Source organism: Kribbella turkmenica (assembly GCF_004348725.1).
Taxonomy (GTDB): Bacteria; Actinomycetota; Actinomycetes; order Propionibacteriales; family Kribbellaceae; genus Kribbella; species Kribbella turkmenica.
In genome coordinates, this window is record NZ_SMKR01000147.1 from 1 (window position 1) to 19,950 (window position 19,950).

Annotated in this window: 15 protein-coding genes; 8 read left to right on the forward strand and 7 right to left on the reverse strand. The window is 68.9% G+C overall.

Annotated features, from left to right (window positions below; genetic code table 11):
- From E1218_RS27355 to E1218_RS27375, 5 genes are all read left to right on the forward strand, one after another.
- Nucleotides 1-334 (forward strand): DUF4115 domain-containing protein (locus E1218_RS27355; protein WP_132325245.1); only part of this gene is annotated, 334 nt, incomplete at its 5' end.
- Between the two features lie 94 nt (nt 335-428).
- Nucleotides 429-2,105: a 30S ribosomal protein S12 methylthiotransferase RimO gene (rimO, locus tag E1218_RS27360; RefSeq protein ID WP_132325248.1), complete on the forward strand. Its 1,677-nt coding sequence runs from the start codon at nt 429-431 to the stop codon at nt 2,103-2,105.
- Nucleotides 2,102-2,719: a CDP-diacylglycerol--glycerol-3-phosphate 3-phosphatidyltransferase gene (gene pgsA / locus E1218_RS27365; RefSeq protein ID WP_132325251.1), complete on the forward strand. Its 618-nt coding sequence runs from the start codon at nt 2,102-2,104 to the stop codon at nt 2,717-2,719. Before rimO ends, pgsA begins: the two co-directional genes overlap by 4 nt.
- A 65-nt stretch (nt 2,720-2,784) precedes the next feature.
- On the forward strand, nt 2,785-3,258 hold the full coding sequence (locus E1218_RS27370) for a CinA family protein (RefSeq protein ID WP_407657640.1): 474 nt from the start codon (nt 2,785-2,787) through the stop codon (nt 3,256-3,258).
- Nucleotides 3,259-3,421: 163 nt separating this feature from the next.
- Complete coding sequence (locus E1218_RS27375) at nt 3,422-3,709, forward strand: helix-turn-helix domain-containing protein (protein ID WP_132325257.1); 288 nt, start codon at nt 3,422-3,424, stop codon at nt 3,707-3,709.
- 143 nt (nt 3,710-3,852) lie between these two features.
- On the opposite strand, the gene E1218_RS27380 is transcribed toward E1218_RS27375, so the two are convergent.
- From E1218_RS27380 to E1218_RS27390, 3 genes are all read right to left on the reverse strand, one after another.
- Entirely contained in the window at nt 3,853-4,314 is a 462-nt protein-coding gene (locus E1218_RS27380; RefSeq protein WP_132325260.1) for a DUF4262 domain-containing protein, read from the reverse strand.
- A gap of 98 nt (nt 4,315-4,412) precedes the next feature.
- Nucleotides 4,413-5,222, reverse strand: a complete 810-nt coding sequence (locus tag E1218_RS27385; protein WP_132325263.1) for an Fpg/Nei family DNA glycosylase — start codon at nt 5,220-5,222, stop codon at nt 4,413-4,415.
- A gap of 2 nt (nt 5,223-5,224) precedes the next feature.
- Nucleotides 5,225-9,937 carry an ATP-dependent helicase gene (locus E1218_RS27390; protein WP_132325287.1) on the reverse strand — a complete coding sequence of 1,571 codons (4,713 nt, stop codon included), beginning with the start codon at nt 9,935-9,937 and terminating at the stop codon, nt 5,225-5,227.
- A 99-nt stretch (nt 9,938-10,036) separates the two neighbouring features.
- Here E1218_RS27390 and E1218_RS27395 point away from each other — a divergent pair, with 99 nt between their 5' ends.
- A complete protein-coding gene (locus tag E1218_RS27395; protein ID WP_132325266.1) occupies nt 10,037-11,209 on the forward strand; it encodes an LppM family (lipo)protein in 1,173 nt (390 codons plus the stop codon).
- Nucleotides 11,206-11,400, forward strand: a complete 195-nt coding sequence (locus tag E1218_RS27400) for a DUF3046 domain-containing protein (RefSeq protein WP_132325270.1) — start codon at nt 11,206-11,208, stop codon at nt 11,398-11,400. Before E1218_RS27395 ends, E1218_RS27400 begins: the two co-directional genes overlap by 4 nt.
- Nucleotides 11,401-11,425: 25 nt before the next feature.
- On the opposite strand, the gene E1218_RS27405 is transcribed toward E1218_RS27400, so the two are convergent.
- The 4 genes from E1218_RS27405 to E1218_RS27420 form a co-directional block, all read right to left on the reverse strand.
- A complete protein-coding gene (locus tag E1218_RS27405) occupies nt 11,426-13,543 on the reverse strand; it encodes an MMPL family transporter (RefSeq protein ID WP_132325273.1) in 2,118 nt (705 codons plus the stop codon).
- 145 nt (nt 13,544-13,688) lie between these two features.
- Nucleotides 13,689-14,252, reverse strand: a complete 564-nt coding sequence (locus E1218_RS27410) for a GrpB family protein (protein WP_132325276.1) — start codon at nt 14,250-14,252, stop codon at nt 13,689-13,691.
- A gap of 28 nt (nt 14,253-14,280) precedes the next feature.
- Complete coding sequence (locus tag E1218_RS27415) at nt 14,281-15,072, reverse strand: hypothetical protein (RefSeq protein WP_132325279.1); 792 nt, start codon at nt 15,070-15,072, stop codon at nt 14,281-14,283.
- 1,355 nt (nt 15,073-16,427) lie between these two features.
- Entirely contained in the window at nt 16,428-17,054 is a 627-nt protein-coding gene (locus E1218_RS27420; RefSeq protein WP_132325282.1) for a VOC family protein, read from the reverse strand.
- 882 nt (nt 17,055-17,936) lie between these two features.
- On the opposite strand from E1218_RS27420, the gene recA reads away from it, so the two are divergent.
- Nucleotides 17,937-19,010, forward strand: a complete 1,074-nt coding sequence (recA, locus tag E1218_RS27425; protein WP_132325285.1) for a recombinase RecA — start codon at nt 17,937-17,939, stop codon at nt 19,008-19,010.
- Nucleotides 19,011-19,950: the final 940 nt, after the last annotated feature.

Here is a 19,950-nt window from a genome sequence, read left to right on the forward strand (position 1 = left end):
CGTCACCACCGTCGTTCCGAAGGCCCCGCCCAAGCCGACCGTCAGACCCACCAGACCCAAGCCGGTGAAGCCGCCGGTCCCGATTACGACCAAGCTCACGCTCACGGCCAAGGGCAACGGCTCCTACGTCACCGTCCGGGACAAGAAGAACAAACGCCTCTTCCAGGGCCTCCTCGGCCCCGGCTCCTCCCAGATCGTCACCACCACCGGCGACCTGCGCGTCTCCGTCGGCATCCCCGCGAACCTCGCCATCACCGTCAACGGCCACGCCCACACCACCAAGCTCTACCGCTTCATCGCCCACCCCAACGGCACCCTCACGAAACCGAAGTAACCCCCACCCGCCTCAGGTCGTGTGGGGTACTTCCGTATGTGAGATGTAGCGGTGAGTTAGGTCGGAAAGCGGGCTCCGAGTCATACTCGGAGGGATGACTACGCCTGCCACCACCGTCGCCCTGGTCACGCTGGGCTGTGCCCGCAACGATGTCGACTCCGAAGAGCTGGCCGGCCGGCTCGAAGCCGGCGGATTCCGGCTGGTCGAGGACGCCGCCGAAGCGGACACCGTCGTGGTGAACACCTGTGGTTTCGTCGAAACCGCCAAGAAGGACTCCGTCGACACCCTCCTCGCGGCCGCCGACTACAAGGACTCCGGCCGCACCCAGGCGGTCGTCGCGGTCGGCTGCCTCGCCGAGCGGTACGGCGAACAACTCGCCGACGCCCTCCCGGAGACCGACGCCGTCCTGAGCTTCGACGACTACGCCGACATCTCGGACCGCCTCCGCTCGATCCTCTCGGGGACCAAGCACCAGCCGCACGTCCCTCGCGACCGCCGCAAGCTCCTCCCACTCGCCCCCGCCGACCGCGCCACCACCTCCGGCGTAGCCATCCCCGGCCACGGCGACCACATCCCCGCACAACTAAGAGGCCGCCCAACCCCCGCCACAGACCCAGGCACCACAGCTCTTGACGGCGCGCCCGCCGTGGGTAGCGCAGACCTGCTGACCGGCCCATCCGCCGCGAGGCGCGACCGCGCCACGGCGTCCGCCGACGACCTCAGCAACGGCCTCGAGTTGAAGATCGAAGCCCCCGACCTGCAGTCTGCCCCCGCCAGCGGGCCGCGTGTGCTGCGTCGCCGCCTCGACGGCGGCCCGATGGCTCCGCTCAAGCTCGCCTCCGGCTGCGACCGCCGGTGCGCCTTCTGCGCGATCCCGATGTTCCGCGGCGCCTTCGTCTCCCGCCGGCCCACCGAAGTACTCGGCGAAGCCCACTGGCTCGCGGAGAACGGCGTACGCGAACTCTTCCTGGTTTCCGAGAACTCCACGTCGTACGGCAAAGACCTCGGCGACCTCCGCCTCCTCGAGACCCTCGTCGGCGAGATCGCCGCGGTACCCGGCATCACCCGCGTCCGCGTCTCCTACCTGCAACCCGCAGAGATGCGCCCCACCCTGATCACCGCGATGACGTCGACCCCCGGCGTGGTCCCGTACTTCGATCTCTCCTTCCAGCACGCCTCCGGCCCGCTGCTGCGCCGCATGCGCCGCTTCGGCGACGCCGAACGCTTCCTCGACCTCATCGCCCAGGTCCGCGCGGCCGCTCCGGCCGCGGGTATCCGCAGCAACGTGATCGTCGGCTTCCCGGGGGAGACCGAGGAGGACGTCGACATCCTCTGCGACTTCCTGTCCCGCGCCGGCCTCGACGCGATCGGCGTGTTCGGGTACTCCGACGAGGACGGCACCGAGGCGGAGACGTACGACGGCAAGCTCGACGAAGACACCATCGCGGCCCGCCTGGACCGCGTCACCCGTCTCGCCGAGGACCTCACCTCGGCCCGAGCCGAGTCGCGCATGGGCGAACTCATCGAGGTCCTCGTCGAGTCCATCGACGACGCCGACGGTGCGGAGCAGGCGACCGCCGAGGGACGGGCGGCACATCAGGGGCCCGAGGTGGACGGTTCGACCTCGGTGACCGGCCTTCCGCACGGGTTACGCGTGGGTGATCTGGTGTCGGCGAAGGTGGTCGGGAGCGATGGTGTCGACCTGATCGCCGAGTTCGCGGCACTCGTGAGCCCCCGGGACGGCGCTCCGGCAGCTAACCTGACCGCGTGACCAACCCGCCGAACCCGGTGCCCAGCGCAGCCGGTCCACTCAGCGCGCCCAGCGCGTGGAACGTGGCCAATGCGCTCACGATCCTGCGGCTGTTCCTGGTACCGCTGTTCGTCTGGTTGCTCCTGCGGGACGGCGGTACGGGCGACGGCAACCGGCTGCTCGCCACCGCCGCGTTCGTGGTCGCCATTGTCACCGACCGGTTCGACGGCGACATCGCGCGCCGGTGGAACCTGGTCACGAACTTCGGCAAGATCGCCGACCCGATCGCCGACAAGGCACTCACCGGAGCCGCCTTCATCGGCCTGTCCCTCCTCGGCGAACTGCCGTGGTGGGTCACCGTGGTCGTACTCGTCCGCGAATGGGGCGTGACGCTGCTCCGCTTCTGGGTGATCCGTCACGGCGTCATGCCGGCCAGCCGCGGCGGAAAACTGAAGACCGTGCTCCAGGCGATCGCCCTCGGCCTCTACCTCCTCCCTTGGCAGTCGGTTCCTGTGATCCACTGGACCGCGGTCGCCATCATGGGCGCCGCCGTCTTCGTAACGCTCATCACCGGTCTCGACTACGTAGGCCGAGCCCTCCGCCTCCGAGCCGCCGCCAAACGACCCCTCCCATGACCCAGCCCCAATCCGGCCCTTTCACGCCATCCGGTGCTGCCACGAGCGGTGAGGAGCCGCTCGAGGTGGTGCTCGAGCGGTTGGTCGGGCTGCTGAGGGTCCGTGGGGAGACGCTGGCGACGGCTGAGTCGCTGACCGGTGGGATGGTCGGCGCGGCGCTGACCGACGTGCCGGGCGTGTCGGCTGTCTACCGCGGCGGGGTGATCGTGTACGCCACAGAGCTGAAGGCGCAGCTGGCGGGCGTGCCCCACGAGCTGTTGGCCGCTGTGGGCCCCGTCCACCCGGACACAGCTGCCGCACTGGCCACGGGCGTAAGGGAGCGGCTGAACGCCACCTACGGCCTCGCCACGACCGGTGTAGCCGGCCCGGACCCACAGGCCGGCATAGACGCGGGCACTGTATATGTCGCAGCCGCTGGACCAGACGCGGTAGAAGTGCGCAAGCTAGAGCTGAGTGGGGATCGGGCGACCGTCCGCAGGGGGAGCGTGCACGCAGCTCTGGAACTTGCCGCAGCTCTGGTGGCGGAAGATCTCGACTGACCGGAGTGTTGAGACCAGCATGGGGACAGGTAGGGCAGACTGGCACGGCGCACCGAAGGTGGACATTGCGAGGAGTAGTGACCCAGCAACGGGTACCGTTGGTTCCTACGGTCGGACTACCGTGCGAGTAGAGACGACCGGACAGGCGGAAGGGAGAAACCTCATGGTGCTGGTTCGTGGCCTGCTGGGCGACGTCCTGCGGCGTAAGCGTCTGCGCCAGGGGCGCACCCTCCGCGAGGTGTCCGCCGATGCCCGGGTAAGCCTTGGCTATCTGTCCGAGGTCGAGCGTGGCCAGAAGGAAGCCTCCAGCGAGTTGCTCGCCGCGATCTGCATGGCTCTGGACGTTCCGCTGTCGACGATCTTCGCCGAGGTCAGCGAAGACCTGGCCCGGGAAGAAGCTCTGGTGCTGACCCACCCAACCGTCGAGCCCGAGGTAGCCTCCGCCGCCTGACTCCGCGGCTCGCGTTCTCACGGGATCCGCCGACTGTGGGCGCCGGTGCGCCGCGCTGTCGCGGGACGACCCACACCAGGTCGCGCCCACAACCCGCACTCCCAACCGTTGCCGAGTGCTTGCTGAAGTCATGGTTGCCCCGCCTACCGCTCGTCCGGCCGGCGGGCTGATGCGGCCCGGGTCGTCTGGAGGAGCGGGTTGCGCGTCGGCCAGATCAGTTGGAGGGCGGGGAGAGGCGGGTCATCGGGCCGGCGGAACATCGCGTTCGCGGTGAAGAGGTGGACTGCCGAGTCGGGGAAGCGGAGGAGTTCCGCCCGCTCCGGCGGTGGGAAGAACGCCGTGAGATCGTCACCCTCGTCGAACACCTCGCCGCTCTGGACTGCCCACGCCAGCGGCTTGAGGCCGAGGTAGACCCAGGCTGGGTCCGGGTCGAAGGCGATGATCTCCGGGTGGTTGCGCAGGCTGAGGCCCAGCGTGTACCCGAAGGCAGGATTGCGCTCGCCGTCGCCTTGGACGAACTGCATGGTCCAGCCGTACGTCAGGATGTTCCGCTCCAGTCGATCCGAGTACTGGTCGCCGGTCAGTCCGCCGCACATGTCGCACATCAGCCTCTCCTCTCGCTCGAACGCATGTTCGATCTGTCAGAGAAGATACTGAGATTTCAGCCCGCCGCCGCGGTTATCCACAGCCCGAGGACCGCGCTTCAACGAGTGTCCGCGCCGACGTCTTCGGTGGCCGGCTGGCAGGTGGGGCACCAGTGGGTGACCCGCTCGCGTGGCGGAGAACCGATGGTGTCGAACTGGATGGTGCTCCTGCAGCGGCGGCAGGGCTTGCCCGCCCGTTCGAAGACCCAGGTGCGCTGACCGGGCTTGTCGATGCCGGTGCTGACCTGGGTGCCGTTGCGTAGGTTGGCCTTCATCAGGCGTCGGCTGAGATCGACTGCCGCTGGTACGTCGACGGAGGAGACCGGGCGCCAGGGGTGGAGACCGAGCAGGAAGCACACCTCGACGCGGTAGAAGTTGCCGATACCCGCCAGATTGCGCTGGTCCAGCAGCGCCTCGCTGATCGTCCGCTCGGGCTGCGCCTCGATATTGGCGATGGCCTGCGCCCGGTCGAACGACGGCGAGAGCAGATCCGGCCCGAGATGGCCCACGACGCTCTCCTCGGCGTCCGTTTCGACGAGCTCGAGCACCGGCAAGCGGTACCCGACGGCGATCCACGACGCCGTCTCCAGCACCGCGCGGACCTGATGGTCCGGTCCGCCGCGCCACCGCTCGCCCGGCCGGTACAGGTGCCAGCTCCCGTCCATCCGGAAGTGACTGTGCAGGGTCAGGCCACCGGAGATCCGCATCAGCAGGTGCTTGCCACGAGGAACGACCTCCAGCACTGTCCGGCCGCTGAGGTCCGTCGTCGCCAGAGCAGGCACCCGGAAGTCGGTCCGGAGCAGTTCCTGACCACCCAAGGCCTGATCAAGCCGCTTGCACGCCCGCCAGACGGTGTCGCCTTCGGGCATGACTAGGCCCGCAATCGCAATCCTCGCGGCGTTGCGTGGAAGCCGGCCTTGGCCAGCGCATCGCCGAACGCCGTGTGTCTCACCTGTTCACCGTCAGCGGTCTCGACGCTGAGCTTCCCTAGTTGGCCGTCCCTGATCGCCAGGGCGAGCGCGTCGACAGCCGGCTGCAAAAGATCGGGATCCTCGGTGAAACTCAGCACGGTCCGCCCGCCTCGCTCGACGTACACGATCAGCTGACCGTCCACCAGCATGACCAGAGCGCCCGCCTTCCGGCCCGGCCGATGCCCACCGGCGCTCTCGCGCTCGGGCCACGGCAGCGCAGCGCCGTACGGATTGGCCGGATCAGAAGCCGCGAGTACGACGGCCCGCGCAGCCGGCTCCTCGTCACGCCGGCCGCGCCCGGCACCACCACCGACGCGACCAGACCCGACGACACCTCCAGGTGCACCAACGCCGCCAGATCCACCGAGGCCACCGAGCCCACCGACGCGGCCGGGGCCACCGGCTCCATCCGAGCCGCCGAAGGAGCCGGTCGAGCCGGGCAGCTCAGCCATCGCCCGCAATCGGTCGACCGCGCCCGGCAAGGCGAACTGCGCCGCCCCGAGCCCGGCCACGAAGTACCCCCGCCGGCAACGTCCTGACTCCTCGAACGCGCTCAGCACTTTGTACACCGCCGCGAAACCACCCGGCGTCCGCTCAGTGATCACCGAACCCCGCGTGACGATCCCATACCGATCGAGCAAGGTCTCCGCCGCAGCATGCGCCCGCCGGGTCGCATCCGGATTGCGGGCCGGAAGCAACGACCATCGCCCGCCTGCGGTGGGCGGACCACTGCGCGCGGGCATTGCCGGTCGCCCTGGCCGGGCCGGGCGGCCCGGTCGAGCGCGAGGCGTCGTACGACGAGCTCGATGACTGCCGCGGCCACCTCCGACGAGCGCGCGGACAGGTGCCAGCGTGTCGTTCGTCAGGTGACCGGCCCAGACGAGATCCCACAGCACACCGACGAGGGTCTCGTCGTCGACCACCCCGGCCGCCGCCCCGACGACATCGCTCAGTTGCCGGAAGAAGAACGCACCGCCACCGGACAACGCGTCGAGCACGACCTGGTGCGTCTCGCCGATCTCGAACGCCGGATCGGGATCGGGCAACGTCAGGTCGCAGGTGTCCGCGAGATGCAACGACACCCAGCCGTCCATCCCCGGCAGCGAACCGGAACCCGCCCACACGACCTCGCCGGTGGACGTCAGCTCATCCAGCATCGACGGCTGGTATCCCGGCACCCGGGACGGCAGCACGATCGACTCCAACGCCGACGCCGGCACCGCACACCCGGCCAACTGCTCGACAGCTCCGAGCAGTACGTCGTACCCGCGGCCGCGGCTGCTCGTGATTCCCTGCCACGCCGGCAGGAAGCGTGCGAGCGCGGACGGATCGACAGGCTCGACCTCCTTGCGCAGCGCGGCCAGCGACCGCCGCCGCAGCAACCTGAGAACCTCGCTGTCGCACCACTCCGTCGCCATGCCGCCGGGCAGGAACTCGCCCTCGACGACCCGCCCCGCCGCGCCCAACCGCCGCAGCGCATCGGTGACCACGACAACGCCGATGCCAAGATGCGTCGCAAGATCGATCGCGCGGAACGGACCATGCGTTCGCGCATACCGGGACACCAGGTCACCCAGTGGATCGGTGACCGGCTCCGCGTGCGCCTCCGCGATGCCGGGTGGCAGCGGTACGCCGAGAGCGTCGCGGAGACGAGCCACGTCCTCGACCACGGCCCAGCGGTGTTCGCCGGCGATCCGCACGCGGACGACCCGCCGTGCGGCGGCGAGCCCGGTCAGCCAGGACTCGGCGTCCGCGTCATCCACAGAGCGCTGCGACGCTTCGGACAACGACAGCGGCCCGACCATCCGCAGTACGTCGAACAACCCTTCGGCATCCCGGGCGCGACGATCCTCGGCGAGACGTTGCAGCTCGGCCTCGGTCCGCAGCACGACCTCGGCGTCGAGGAGCTCGCGCAGCTCGGTCCGCCCGAGCAGCTCCGCGAGCAGGCTCTGGTCGAGAGCGAGGGCAGCGGCACGTTTCTCCGCGAGCGGCGTGTCGCCCTCGTACATGAAGGCGCCGACGTACCCGAACAGCAGCGACTTCGCGAACGGCGACGCCTCGGTCGTCTCGACCTCCACGACCGAGATCCGGCGCTCGCCGATCCCGGTCAGCAGATCCTTCAGCGCGGGCAGGTCGTAGACGTCCTGAAGCACCTCGCGCAGAGTCTCGAGCACGATCGGGAACGAGCCGTACTTGCTCGCGACACTCAGCAGCTGCGCCGACCGCTGCCGCTGCTGCCACAGCGGCGACCGCCGGCCCGGATTCCGCCGCGGCAACAGCAGTGCGCGCGCCGCGCACTCACGGAACCGCGCGGCGAACAGCGCCGAGCCGCCGACCTCCGCGGTGATGACGTCCTCGATCTCGGCCGGATCGAACAGCACCAATTCGGCACCAGGCGGCGCCTCGTCCGTCTCCGGCAGTCGCAGCACGATCCCGTCGTCCCCCGAGACCGACTGCGCGTCCATCCCGTACCGCTCGCGCAGTCGTGCCGCGATCGCGAGGGCCCACGGCCCGTGCACCTGCCCGCCGTACGGCGAGTGCACGCACACGCGCCAGTCGCCGAGCTCGTCGCGGAACCGCTCGACCACCACGGTCACGTCGTCCGGCACCCGGCTCGTCGCTTCCCGCTGCTCGGCCAGATACGAGACCAGGTTGTTCGCGGCGTACTCGTCGAGCCCAGCCGCGCGCGCCCGCTCGACAGCCTTGGCCGCCGGCAGCGAAGCCATCTTGCGGACGAACGCTCCGGTCGCGGCGCCCAGCTCGGCCGGTCGCCCGACCGCGTCGCCCTTCCAGAAGGGCAGCCGCCCAGGCTGACCCGGCGCAGGGGAGACCAGCACCCGGTCGTGGGTGATGTCCTCGATCCGCCAGCTCGACGCACCGAGCGTGAACACGTCGCCGACTCGCGACTCGTAGACCATCTCCTCGTCGAGCTCGCCGACGCGGTGATTCGTGGACTCACCGACCAGGAAGACACCGAACAGCCCGCGATCCGGGATCGTGCCGCCGCTCGTCACCGCGAGCCGCTGCGCGCCGGGCCGGCCGGAGATCTCCCCACTGACCCGGTCGAACACGATCCGCGGCCGCAACTCGGCGAACTCGTCCGACGGATAGCGACCCGACAGCATGTCGAGCACCCCGTCGTACGCCGATCGCGGCAAGGTCGCGAACGGCGCACAGCGTCGGACCAGAGTGAAGAGCTCGTCGACGTCGACCGTGTCCAGCGCGACGATCGAGACGATCTGCTGCGCCAGCACGTCGAGTGGGTTGGCGGGGATGTGGAGACTCTCGATCAGCCCGTCCTGCATCCGCTGCACGACGACCGCCGTGTCGATCAGATCACCGCGGAACTTCGGGAACAGCACGCCCCGCGACACCGCGCCGACCTGGTGACCGGCGCGGCCGACCCGCTGCAGACCACTCGCGACCGACGGCGGTGCCTCGACCTGGATGACCAGGTCGACCGCACCCATGTCGATCCCGAGCTCGAGGCTGCTGGTCGCGACCACACACGGGAGTCGGCCGGATTTCAGGTCCGCCTCGATCAGCAGCCGTTGCTCCTTGCTGACCGAGCCGTGGTGCGCCCGCGCGATCAACGGCGGAGCCGCGAGCGACGCACCTGACTGAGCCATCACCTGAGCCGGTGATCCCGCCTCCGGCAGCTCCAGCTCGGCCCGCTCGGCGGCGATCTCGTTCAGCCTGGCGGTCAGCCGCTCGGCCAGCCGGCGCGAGTTGGCGAACACGATCGTCGACTGGTGTTCCGCGATCAGGTCGAAGACCTGCTCCTCGACGTGTGGCCAGATCGACGCGTGCTGCGGCGGACCGGCAGCCGATCCCGAGGTCTCGATCTCGGTGCTCGCCAGCTCGGCCATGTCCTCGACCGGCACGACGACGCTCAGGTCCCACTGCTTGGTGAACTTCGGCTGCACCACCGTCACCGGCCGCTCGCCACCCAGGAAGCGCGCGACCTCCTCGACCGGACGAACGGTCGCCGACAACCCGATCCGCTGAGCGGGCTTCGGCAGCAGCGAGTCGAGCCGCTCCAGCGTGAGCGCCAGGTGGGCACCGCGCTTCGTCCCCGCGACCGCGTGCACCTCGTCGACGATCACCGTCTCCACACCGCGCAGCGACTCGCGGCCCTGCGAGGTCAGCAGGAGGAACAAGGACTCGGGTGTGGTGATCAGTACGTCGGACGGCCGCGACGCGAACCGGCGTCGCTCACCGGCCGGCGTGTCACCGGACCGGACCGCGACCTCGACGTCGACGGGCGCCTCGCCGAGCCTCTTCGCGGTCTCCCGGATCCCGATCAGCGGCGCCCGCAGGTTGCGTTCGACGTCGACCGCGAGCGCCTTCAGCGGAGACACGTACAGCACCCGGCAGCGCAGCTTCGGATCGTCCGGTGGCGGCACCGTCGCCAGCCGGTCGAGCGCCCAGAGGAAGGCCGCCAGCGTCTTGCCGGAACCGGTCGGCGCGACCACCAGCGCGTCCCGGCCCGCGGTGATCGCGTCCCACGCCTCGAGCTGGGCCGGGGTGGCCGACTCGAAGACGTCGCCGAACCACGCCCGGGTCGCGGGCGAGAACCGGCTCAACGCGCTGGTCTTCTTCACGCCGACCATCTTGCCGGGCGGCTCGGACAGTTTCACGTTTTCGGCCTCTGACCAGGTGTTTCCCGTCCGGTGACGGCCTTGTCCCCGTCTTCTGGAATGATCGGCGCCATGATCAACCGCGTACGTGCAGCGCTCGTCCTCGTGGCCTGCCTGGTCGCCCTGACCGGTTGCGTGAAACTGGACGCCGACCTCAAGGTCAACTCGAACGAGACGGTCTCGGGCAACATGCAGATCGGGGTCGACAAGCAGCTGCTGGAGTCCTCCGGCCAGTCGCTCGACAAGGTCCGGGAACGGATCGAGGACGGCATCAAGGAGACCACCACCGACGGCGTCACCTGCAAGGCCTTCGAGGACGACCGGTACGTCGGTTCCAATTGCACGTTCGAGAGCGTTCCGTTCGACAAGATGGGCAGTTCGAGCGGCGACGGGGTCGGCTTCCGCAAGGAGGGCGACAAGGTCATGGTCACGGTGAAGGCGGCCGATCTCGGCAACATGCCGTCCGGCAGCCAGCCCACCGTCAACTTCAAGATCACCATGCCCGGCAAGATCCTCGAGCACGACGACGGCGCCAAGGTCGACGGCCGGACGGCGACGTACGACAGCCTCGACAAGCTCGGCAGCGTGTCCCTGACCTCCGAGGCGGGCAGCAGCTTCCCGCTCTGGGCGATCATCCTCATCATCGTGCTGCTCCTGTTGGTGGCCGGTGCGGCGGTCTTCTTCGTCATGCGCGGCCGCAAGGCCAAGGCGCAGCAGGGCTACGGCCAGTACGGTCAGTACCCGGGTCAGCCGCAGCAGGGCCAATGGGGCCCGCAGTACGGCGGCCAGCAGGGTCAGTACCAGGGGCAGCCAGGCTACGGACAGCAGGGCTACGCGCAGTCCGGTCCTGGTGGTCAGTACGGCGGCCAGCCCAGCCAGCCCGGCGGTCAACCGGGTCAGTACGGCGGTCAGCCCGGACCGTACGGCGGTCAGCCGGGTCAGCCGCCGTACTCGGGTCAGCCGGGTCAGCCGCCGTACTCGGGTCAGCCGGGTCAGCCGCAGTACCCTGGACAGCCGGGGCATGGGCAGTGGGGTCCGCAGGGTCAGCCACCTCAGCAGGGACAGGGCGGTTGGGGACAGCAGCCTGGCCAGCCACCGCAGCAGGGCTACGGTCAGCAGGGGCAGCAGCCGCAGGGTGGCTGGGGCCCGCAACAGCAGGGGCGTCCGCCCGCGCAGCATCAGGGTCAGGACGGATCGCAGGGCGGTTGGGGACAGCCGCCGAAGGATGACGACGGGCAGGCATGAGACTGACGGAGTTCTGGGCGCGGATGGACCAGCATCTCGGTCCTGCCTACGCACGGACCTGGGCCGAGACCCAGGTCGTCCAGGAGCTCGGCGGCCGCACGGTCGTCGAGGCCTTGGCCGACGGCGAGCACGCCAAGACCGTCTGGCGTGCTGTCTGGGCGCACCTGCAGCTCCCACCCAGCGAGCGCTGACCTCGGCTGACGTCGGCCGGCCCGGCTAGGTGGCCGTCAGCTCCGGCTCCTGCTCCGGCAGTTCCTCGGCCGGCTCCGGATCACGCTTCTTGGCCAGCGTGCTCGGCCACCACAGGTGCCGGCCGATGTCGAGGTTCAGCGCCGTCACCAGCACCGATCGGACCACGATGGTGTCCAGCAGAACGCCGAGTGCCACGGCGATGCCGATCTCCGCGAATGCGACCACCGGCAGCGTCGCCAGCACCGCGAACGTGCCGGCCAGCACGAGCCCCGCGGACGTGATGACCCCACCGGTCGCGGCGACACCGATCAGCGCGCCGCGCCGGGTGCCGTGCGTCTTCGACTCCTCGTGCACCCGGGTCATCAGGAAGATGTTGTAGTCGATGCCTAGGGCAACCAGGAAGATGAAGACGAACAACGGCAGCGAGACGTCCGCGCCGCCGAACCCGAGCAGCAGATCGAACACCAGCGCACTGATGCCCAGCGCCGCGCCGAACGACAACACGACCGTAGCCACCAGCAACACCGGTGCGAACAACGACCGCAGCAGCACCATGAGAATCAGCAGTACCACGACCAGGACCGCCGGGATGATCACCTTGTTGTCCCGGTCGGCTGCTCGCTGCGTGTCGAGCAGGATCGCGGTGCCACCCCCGGCCTTCGCGTCGGCTCCGGGAACCGCGTGGACTGCTGTCCGGACACGATCCACGGTGTCCTTCACTGCCTGGGTGTCCGCCGCGTCGGTGAGCGTCCCCTCCAGATACGCGAGTCCACCGGCGACACGTGGTTCAGCAACGGACGCAATGCCTTCCGTCGAGGACATCGCCGTACGGACTGCGGCCGCCTGGTCCGCGTTGCTGACCACGACCAGCGGGTTGCCCGCACCGGCTGGGAAGTGGGCGGCCAGAACCTTCTCACCGACCACGGACTCCGGCGTACCGACGAAGGACTCCTCGTTGCTGAGGCCGTTCGCATCCAGCCGCAGTACGCCGAGCGCGGCGACGGCCAGCACGATGGTGGCCGCGACCCACGTCAAACGCGGTCGTACGGCGATCCGTCGCCCGATGCGGCCCCAGATGCTCCGCTCGGTGTGGTCGTCCGAGCCGTACGTCGGCCGGAGCGGCCAGAACACCCAGCGGCCGCAGATGACCAGCAGGGCGGGCAGCAGCGTCAGCATGGCGGCCAGTGCGATCACGATGCCGACTGCTGCGACCGGACCGAGGCCACGGGTCGAGTTCATCGAGGCGAGGAGCAGGCAGAGCATGCCCGCGACCACTGTAGAGCCGGAGGCGATGATGGCCGGACCGGATCGGTGCAGCGCGAACGCCATGGCTTCGTGTCTGTCCTCGTGTCGCCTGAGCTCTTCGCGATAGCGCGCCACGAGGAGGAGGGCATAGTCCGTCCCAGCGCCGAAGACCAGGACTGTGAGGATGCCGGCGCTCTGGGCGTTGACGGTCAGGTCCGCCTCGGTTGCCAGGTAGTAGACAACCGCCTGTGCGCCGAACAGTGCTGCACCGGCAGACAGCAGCGGCAACAGCCAGAGCACGGGACTGCGATAGGTCAGCAGCAGGATGATGACCACCACCGCGGCAGCCGAGTACAGCAACCTGCCGTCGATGCCGGCGAAGGCCTCCTGGGAGTCAGCCGCGTAGCCACCCGGGCCAGTGACGTGGAACGACATGCCGTCCGGTCGGTCGGCGGCCACTCTCCTGAGGTCCTCCGTTCGCTCGCCGAGAGTCTCCCAGCCGCCCGAGCCGGCGTTGATCGGTACGAGGACCTGCAGCGCCTTGCCGTCCTTGGAGGGGATGGGGCCGATCACCTCGCGGTCGATGTCCGGCAACTGCGCGAACTCCGCTACGTGGCTCGCGACTGCCTGCTGATCAGCGGGTGTGATGCCGCTCGAGCGTTCGTAGACGAGTACGGCCGGAATCTCGTCCGGCGACGAGAACTGCTCGGTCTCCAGCAGCACCTCCGTGGACTCGGCCTTGCCGGGCAGCCAGGAGACGGCATCGTTCTCCTGAGCGCCGGTCAGCTTGCTCGCCGGTCCGAAGGACGCCGCCAGCGCGACGATCCACAGTGCCAACACGATCCACTTGGACACCTTGCCGCACGGCAACGCCGCGAGCCGTCCTGCTCCGCCCACCACAACCACGCCCCCCGGAGGGACGCCCGCCCGCACGTCGGACTGTCAACGACGCACCCCCGACCCAGCGTGCCGGGCCGCACTGGACAGGGTCAACGACCTCGCAGTAGTGCTGCACTCACCCTGTGTTGGTGGGGCTGGTCGGTCAGGGAGTCCAATCTGTCCGAGCTGCCCACTCCTCGGCAGGCAGGTAGATGAGGTCGCACACCGGGTCCTTCAGGGCGGCGTAGTCCGCGGTCGACTCGATCGGTAGGGCGGCCGCGCGCCGTTTGAACTCGCCGTACGCCTGCGCTGTCTCGGGGTGGCTGCGCAGGTAGTCCCGGAACATCAGCGGATAGCGCTGGTTGGCCCGGCCGGCGACGCGGACGTGCAGGTTCACCCGCCGCCGGTACATCGGCTCCACCAGGACACGCTTGACCCATTGCAGGTCCTCGGTTGGCAGTCCGGGGACAGGATGGTCGCGTCTGGGCGGCCGGACCTCCCAGTCGGCCGCGACCATCCGCTCCACGACGTCGTCCAGCTCCGGCTCCGACTCGACCGTCACCTGCATGTCGATGACGTCCTTGGCCGCCAGCCCCGGTACGGACGTCGACCCGATGTGGTCGATCCGCTGTGCGGTCTTCCCGAGCAGCTCGCCCACCGCACGTGCGGTCTTCTCGTACTGCGCCGGCCAGCTCCCGTCGGCCCTCACAATGACGATCCCAGTCATGCCGGAATCATCCCAGCCACGGCTGCGCTCAGACAGGTTTCACTTGGAAGGCGCCGCTGGTGAGCAGCTCCGCAGCCTCGTACGCCGCCTTGCGGATGCCCTGGCGTTCGTCGAAGAAGCCACCGATCACGCCGACCGCCGGCAGTTTGCCGAGAAGCCTGGCAGCAAGGGGGCCCCGGGGGCGTTCCTCGAAGACTTCACCGAGCCCACCGATCAGCTTGCTGATCCGCCAGACCAGGCGGACGCCTTTGCGCAGTCCTGCCTCGTCCGACTCGTCGGCCAGGCCCAGTTGCTTGGCGACGTCCTGGCCGGCGGCGGTCGGGTCGTCGTACTCGAGCACCTCGTCCGGAGTGATCGGCCGGTCGGTGAGTACTCGCGCGATGACCGCCGTACGGTCGGCATGCGCCTCGACGCCGTACTCACGGCAGACTGCGCCGATGACCATGGCCTGGACGGTCGCACCAAGAGTGTCCTTGATCGGCAGGCGGTCGGCGGCCGCCCCGCTGATCCGGGGGAGTCCCGCGACCACGGCGGCGAAGCCGCCCAGCCGCTCCACCCACCAGTCGCAGCGCTCGGCCAGCGGCAGCTTCGGCCACTCGGCGTGCCCCGGCACCTTCATCTTCAGCAACCGGTCGATCGCCAGGATCAGGCCCTTCTCGGCCAGGTTCGGGTGCTCCTGTGCGGAGTACTCGGTGAGGGTGCTGCGGATGCCGAACGGGTCCTGGGTCCGGAGCGAGTCGAGCACGGAGTCGATGCCGAACTCGACCCGGCTGAGGGCGAGGATGACGGCGGAGTCGGGGATGTCTGGACGGTCTGCCACGCGGCCAGGGTAGGGAGTCGGCGGTGCAGGAAGGCCGACGGGGCGACGTGGGCGTGTCATGTCGCAGAACATCGGTGACAGTTCTGTATCAGCACTTCGGTGACAGTTCTGGTGGTCTTGGGTGGTGACACATCGGTCATCCGCTCGGCCCGTCGACCGTTCTCCAAGATCGTCCAGAGCTCTTGTCAGCAAGCGCGCAGCCGAGATGGTCAGCTCGTAAATCAGGGGAGCGTAAGCGGACCCGCTGGTCGCGCCGACCCGCCGCGTGCCTGTGAGTGACGTTGTTGACCGGCGTGTGATCAGCTGCCATAGATCAGCGGATCTCGCTCCAGCGGGCTCCGGTCCAAGGCGGCAGGTCGAGCGAGCGGGATGCCCAGCTGAGGCAGACCACGGCGATACGTTGAAAGACCATGCGGAGCCACTGCGGAGCCTGCGTCTCGTGAGCTGCCCGTCGAGCGCACTGACCGGCGATGTGGGCCGCCCAAGGTCCTCCTTCAGGTAGTACGTCGAACGGATCCGGGCCGCCTTCGAGTGGCAACGTAGCGAGTGCCGAAGCGAGGTCCTGCTGCGGATTCCACGAAGGGCCTGGGCCCAGTCCACCAGCACCACGCGTCGACCGACGAAACACAGATTGTCGCTCCGGACGTCGTTGTGCACCAGCGCATCACCCCCGACTGGGACGTTGCCCTCGGCTTCCACCAGTCCATCCAGCGCAGCGCTGAACCAGGCCTCGCTGCACAGGCCGAGCGCCAGGAAGTCATCCGCCTCGCGCTCGATCAACGGCCACTGCGGCCGGAATCCGTCCCGGGCTGACGGAAGGGATGCCGGCGGGGGCAGCTCACCGACCCGCCGCAGTGCCGCGAACAGGAGATCGAACTGGCCGGGCTTCCACGTCACCGGGTCATGGTCGGCCGGCCAATGCGCAGCACGCAGGTCCTCCATCACGAGGACCGGGCGATCGCCGTCTTCGAGCCAGGCCAGCTCCCGAGCGACCAGGTCGCTATCGACACTGGACACGATCTCGTGCTCTGTACGGAGCCCTTTTGCTCCCTGGTCATCGACCGCAGCCTTCACGAAGGCGCTCGAGCCGTCAGCAAAGCCAACGACGAAGGACGCGGCCGACAGCCCGGTGTGCGGCCGATGCCAGTCAATCGGCTCTTTGCCTAGTGCCGACGCAATCAGCGTGTGCAGCTCCTGCGTCGGATGCCCGTCCTGTGTCAGAGCCATACTGTGCTTCTCCAAGCCGGTTGGATCTTGACTGCTCCGAGTGCCAGCGCCGGTCGCATTCAACGAACGGTATCGCCGGGTCGCGGCGATGCCGGTGTCAGCCAGCCGACTCGGCTTGCGGCTTTCGTTCAGCCGACGAAGGCGACTGTGTTGCCGTCTAGGTCGCGCACGATGAAGTCCGTGCCGCCCCAGGCTTGCTTGGTGAGCTTCTGGGCTGGCTCCACGCCCGCCGCGAGATACTCCGCGTACAACTCCTTGACGTTTCGAGCTTCGATGAAGGCCATGATGAGCCCTTCCTCGGGCGCGGCATCGGCAGCGAGCACCGGCTCATGCACGAACCGCAAATGCAAGGTAGCGTCGTCGCGCGACACCGAGCCATAGAACGGCGGGCGCCCGTGCAGAAAGTCGACACGGAACCCGAGGCGATCGCGGTAGAACGCGGCGGCCGCCCGTACATTGCGAACGAACAGGACCGGCCGCGCGGCGTCGAGCAGGACGGGCTTCGGAGCCTCGGGTGGTCGTGGCGAGGCATCCTCGACGGCCGCCCTCAGCGCGGCCCAGCTGTTGTAGCCCGCCTCGAGCGCAATGATCTCCTGCGCCTCCGTGAGCTTGAAGTTCAGCGCGAGCGATTCGTGATCCGTCACATCGCGGTACCGCGGCAGCCGGCGGATGCGGCCACCGACCGAGTAGTTGCGGTAGCGGTGCCAGCGCAGGAGTTGCTTGGCTTGCTTCTTGTACGTTTGGAGTGTGGGCATGGCGTCCCTCCCAGGGTTGAGCTGGAGTAGGTGGGCCTTGCCCTTTCGGCGTCTTGCGCCGTTGCGCCCCAGCTTAGAGACTAAGCTCGCGCTTTCGCATGAATTTAGCACGGACCGTTCGCCTCGCAGTGCCCAATGCACGCTGCGACCGACCACCCCTCGGAGCGGCACAGAGGCCCTGAAGGCTGAGGCTTGGCCGCCCGGGATGATCATCGTTGGCATCGGCGTCCTGGTCGTCTTTGTGAGTCGGCGGCTCCCGTGGGGCACTGGACCGTTCGACTGCGCCGGTGTCGGAGAACGAGTCAATTGATCCCGTGTCCGTCTCGCGATCACGTAGTGGCCGCCCGATGCACCCCGCGGGGCGGCGACGACTTTCCGCGCCGAGCACGGCATCTCGCGAAAGACGTTTTTACGCGATCCGACGGCGCACCGTCGAGGACGGACCAGCGGCGGCTTGGAGCCGAGGTCGCGGCGCCCCAACACGAGCCCCGACCAAGCTCACCGAGGAAGTCAAGCACCATGCCCTCGGGGTTCGCGCTGCGCTGGAGGCCTCTGGTCTGGGCCCACGGGCCGATCAGCGTGCACGCCAAGATGCACGCGATGGGGCCGGGTCCGGTGCCGTCGACGGCGTGACTGGCGCGGTTTTCCGTGAGGCGGGGGTCCTGAGACATCACAGGGCGACTTCGGCGTGTCAGTTGCGATTCGAACACGTGTTCGGGATAGTTTGGTCTCTGAAGGTGCGCCGGGCGGCCGGGTTGTCCACAGTTTCCAGGTGGCGGCAAAAACTGTCCGACGTAACCCGTACCTTCTCTGGCGACAAGGAAATCCTTCGGGCGGCTGGGACAGCGGCCCCGATACGTAGATGGGTCAGGTGGCAGTCACATGGCTGGTGCAACGAGTGCGGAACGCGCGGTGGCGGATCGTGAGAAGGCGCTGGCGACCGCGCTGACGCAGATCGAGCGGCAGTGTGGCAAGGGTGCGGTGATGCGGCTGGGCGAGCAGGGCAAGGCCCCGATCGAGGTCATCCCGACCGGCTCGATCGCGCTCGACATCGCGCTCGGGATCGGCGGTCTGCCGCGTGGCCGGGTGGTGGAGATCTACGGCCCGGAGTCCTCGGGTAAGACGACGGTCGCCCTGCACGCGGTGGCGAACGCTCAGCGGGCCGGCGGGATCGCGGCCTTCATCGACGCCGAGCACGCGCTCGACCCGGACTACGCGCGGAAGTTGGGCGTCGACACCGACGCGCTGCTGGTCTCGCAGCCCGACTCCGGTGAGCAGGCGCTGGAGATCGCCGACATGCTGGTCCGCTCCGGCGCGATCGACGTCGTCGTGATCGACTCGGTGGCCGCGCTGGTGCCGCGGGCCGAGATCGAGGGTGAGATGGGTGACAGCCACGTCGGTCTGCAGGCCCGGTTGATGAGTCAGGCGCTGCGGAAGATGACCGGCGCGGTCAACGGCACCGGTACGACGGCGATCTTCATCAACCAGCTGCGCGAGAAGATCGGCGTCATGTTCGGCTCGCCCGAGACCACGACCGGTGGCCGGGCGCTCAAGTTCTACGCGTCGGTGCGGCTGGACGTGCGCCGGATCGAGTCGCTCAAGGACGGCACCGACTTCGTCGGTAACCGGACCCGAGTCAAGGTCGTGAAGAACAAGGTGGCCCCGCCGTTCAAGCAGGCCGAGTTCGACATCATCTACGGCCAAGGCATCAGCCGCGAGGGCAGCCTGCTCGACCTCGGCGTGGAGCAGGGCTTCGTCCGCAAGGCCGGTGCCTGGTTCACCTACGAGAGCGACCAGCTCGGCCAGGGCCGGGAGAACGCGCGGAACTTCCTGCGCGACAACCCCGATCTGGCCAACGAGCTGGAGAAAAAGATCAAGGAGAAGATGGGCATCGGTCCGACCCTGGACGCCCCGGCCGACGAGGCCGCCAAGGCCGAGGTCGATGTCGACTTCTGATCGACCCGCTGCGGACGGCAGCGCTTCTCGGCCACCCGCTGAGGACGCTGCCGCCCCCGCGGCTCAGTCTCTACCTCACGCGGACCGCTTGGCCTTGGCGCGCGCCCTCCTGACGCAGCGGCCGAGCGCGACCCCATCGCCTACCGACGGGCCTCCGGCTGACACCTCGAGCCGGCGCGCATCCCGGGGCCGCGTGGCCGATCCACAGGACGACGGGGGAGACGCCGTACCGGACGGACAGTCGGAGGCACCTCTGGCGCCGCCTCGCCGAACCGGTAGAGCTCGGCGTGCTCCGAGGACCGACGATCCGTGGGCAGACGACGTCGCCCCCGACGATCCCTCGGAGCCTTCTGGATTCGGAGGACCTCGCCTCCGCATTGGAAGGATCCGCCAGACCCCGGCAGCCCCGGATCCGTGGGGAGAGGCCGACGACGCCGCGCCGGACGAGACACTGGATCAGGCGCGTGCTGGTGGAATGCGTCGTACGTCGGGATCCGGCGATGCACGGGCTGCCGCGATGGCCTTCGCGGCCGACGAGTCACCGTCCACGAGTTCGGTCCGGGGTGGACGTTCGTCCAACGAGCCCGTCGACCCGTGGGCAGAGATGGACGACGTACCCACAGGGCAGGTGCTTCGGCCTGCCGACGACTCAGCTACCGCGCGCGCGGACGAGTGGACGTCGGATCTCACGGCGTCCTCGAGCCATTCGGCCGGTGATGAGGCTGCCGGAGGGGCCAAGCGCAACGGTCGGCCCGCAGAACAGCTCGGGGAAGGTGCTAAACCCTCGTCGCAGAGTTCGATTGCGGCGAAACCTGCGCGTGGAGCTGAGGACGAGCGGAAGCGCCGGACTGCGGTTGATGCCAAGTCGAGTCCCGCCAAGGCGGAAAGCGGGCCGGATCCCCGTACGAACGGCGAGGTCGACGCGCGGGGTGTGGGCGAC

Coding starts and splice junctions, on each gene's coding strand:
- rimO (WP_132325248.1), top strand. CDS start 429: ATGACTACGCCTGCCACCACCGTCGCCCTGGTCACGCTGGGCTGTGCC.
- E1218_RS27375 (WP_132325257.1), top strand. CDS start 3,422: ATGGTGCTGGTTCGTGGCCTGCTGGGCGACGTCCTGCGGCGTAAGCGT.
- E1218_RS27380 (WP_132325260.1), bottom strand. CDS start 4,314: ATGTGCGACATGTGCGGCGGACTGACCGGCGACCAGTACTCGGATCGA.
- E1218_RS27385 (WP_132325263.1), bottom strand. CDS start 5,222: ATGCCCGAAGGCGACACCGTCTGGCGGGCGTGCAAGCGGCTTGATCAG.
- E1218_RS27390 (WP_132325287.1), bottom strand. CDS start 9,937: ATGGTCGGCGTGAAGAAGACCAGCGCGTTGAGCCGGTTCTCGCCCGCG.
- E1218_RS27395 (WP_132325266.1), top strand. CDS start 10,037: ATGATCAACCGCGTACGTGCAGCGCTCGTCCTCGTGGCCTGCCTGGTC.
- E1218_RS27400 (WP_132325270.1), top strand. CDS start 11,206: ATGAGACTGACGGAGTTCTGGGCGCGGATGGACCAGCATCTCGGTCCT.
- E1218_RS27410 (WP_132325276.1), bottom strand. CDS start 14,252: ATGACTGGGATCGTCATTGTGAGGGCCGACGGGAGCTGGCCGGCGCAG.
- E1218_RS27420 (WP_132325282.1), bottom strand. CDS start 17,054: ATGCCCACACTCCAAACGTACAAGAAGCAAGCCAAGCAACTCCTGCGC.
- recA (WP_132325285.1), top strand. CDS start 17,937: ATGGCTGGTGCAACGAGTGCGGAACGCGCGGTGGCGGATCGTGAGAAG.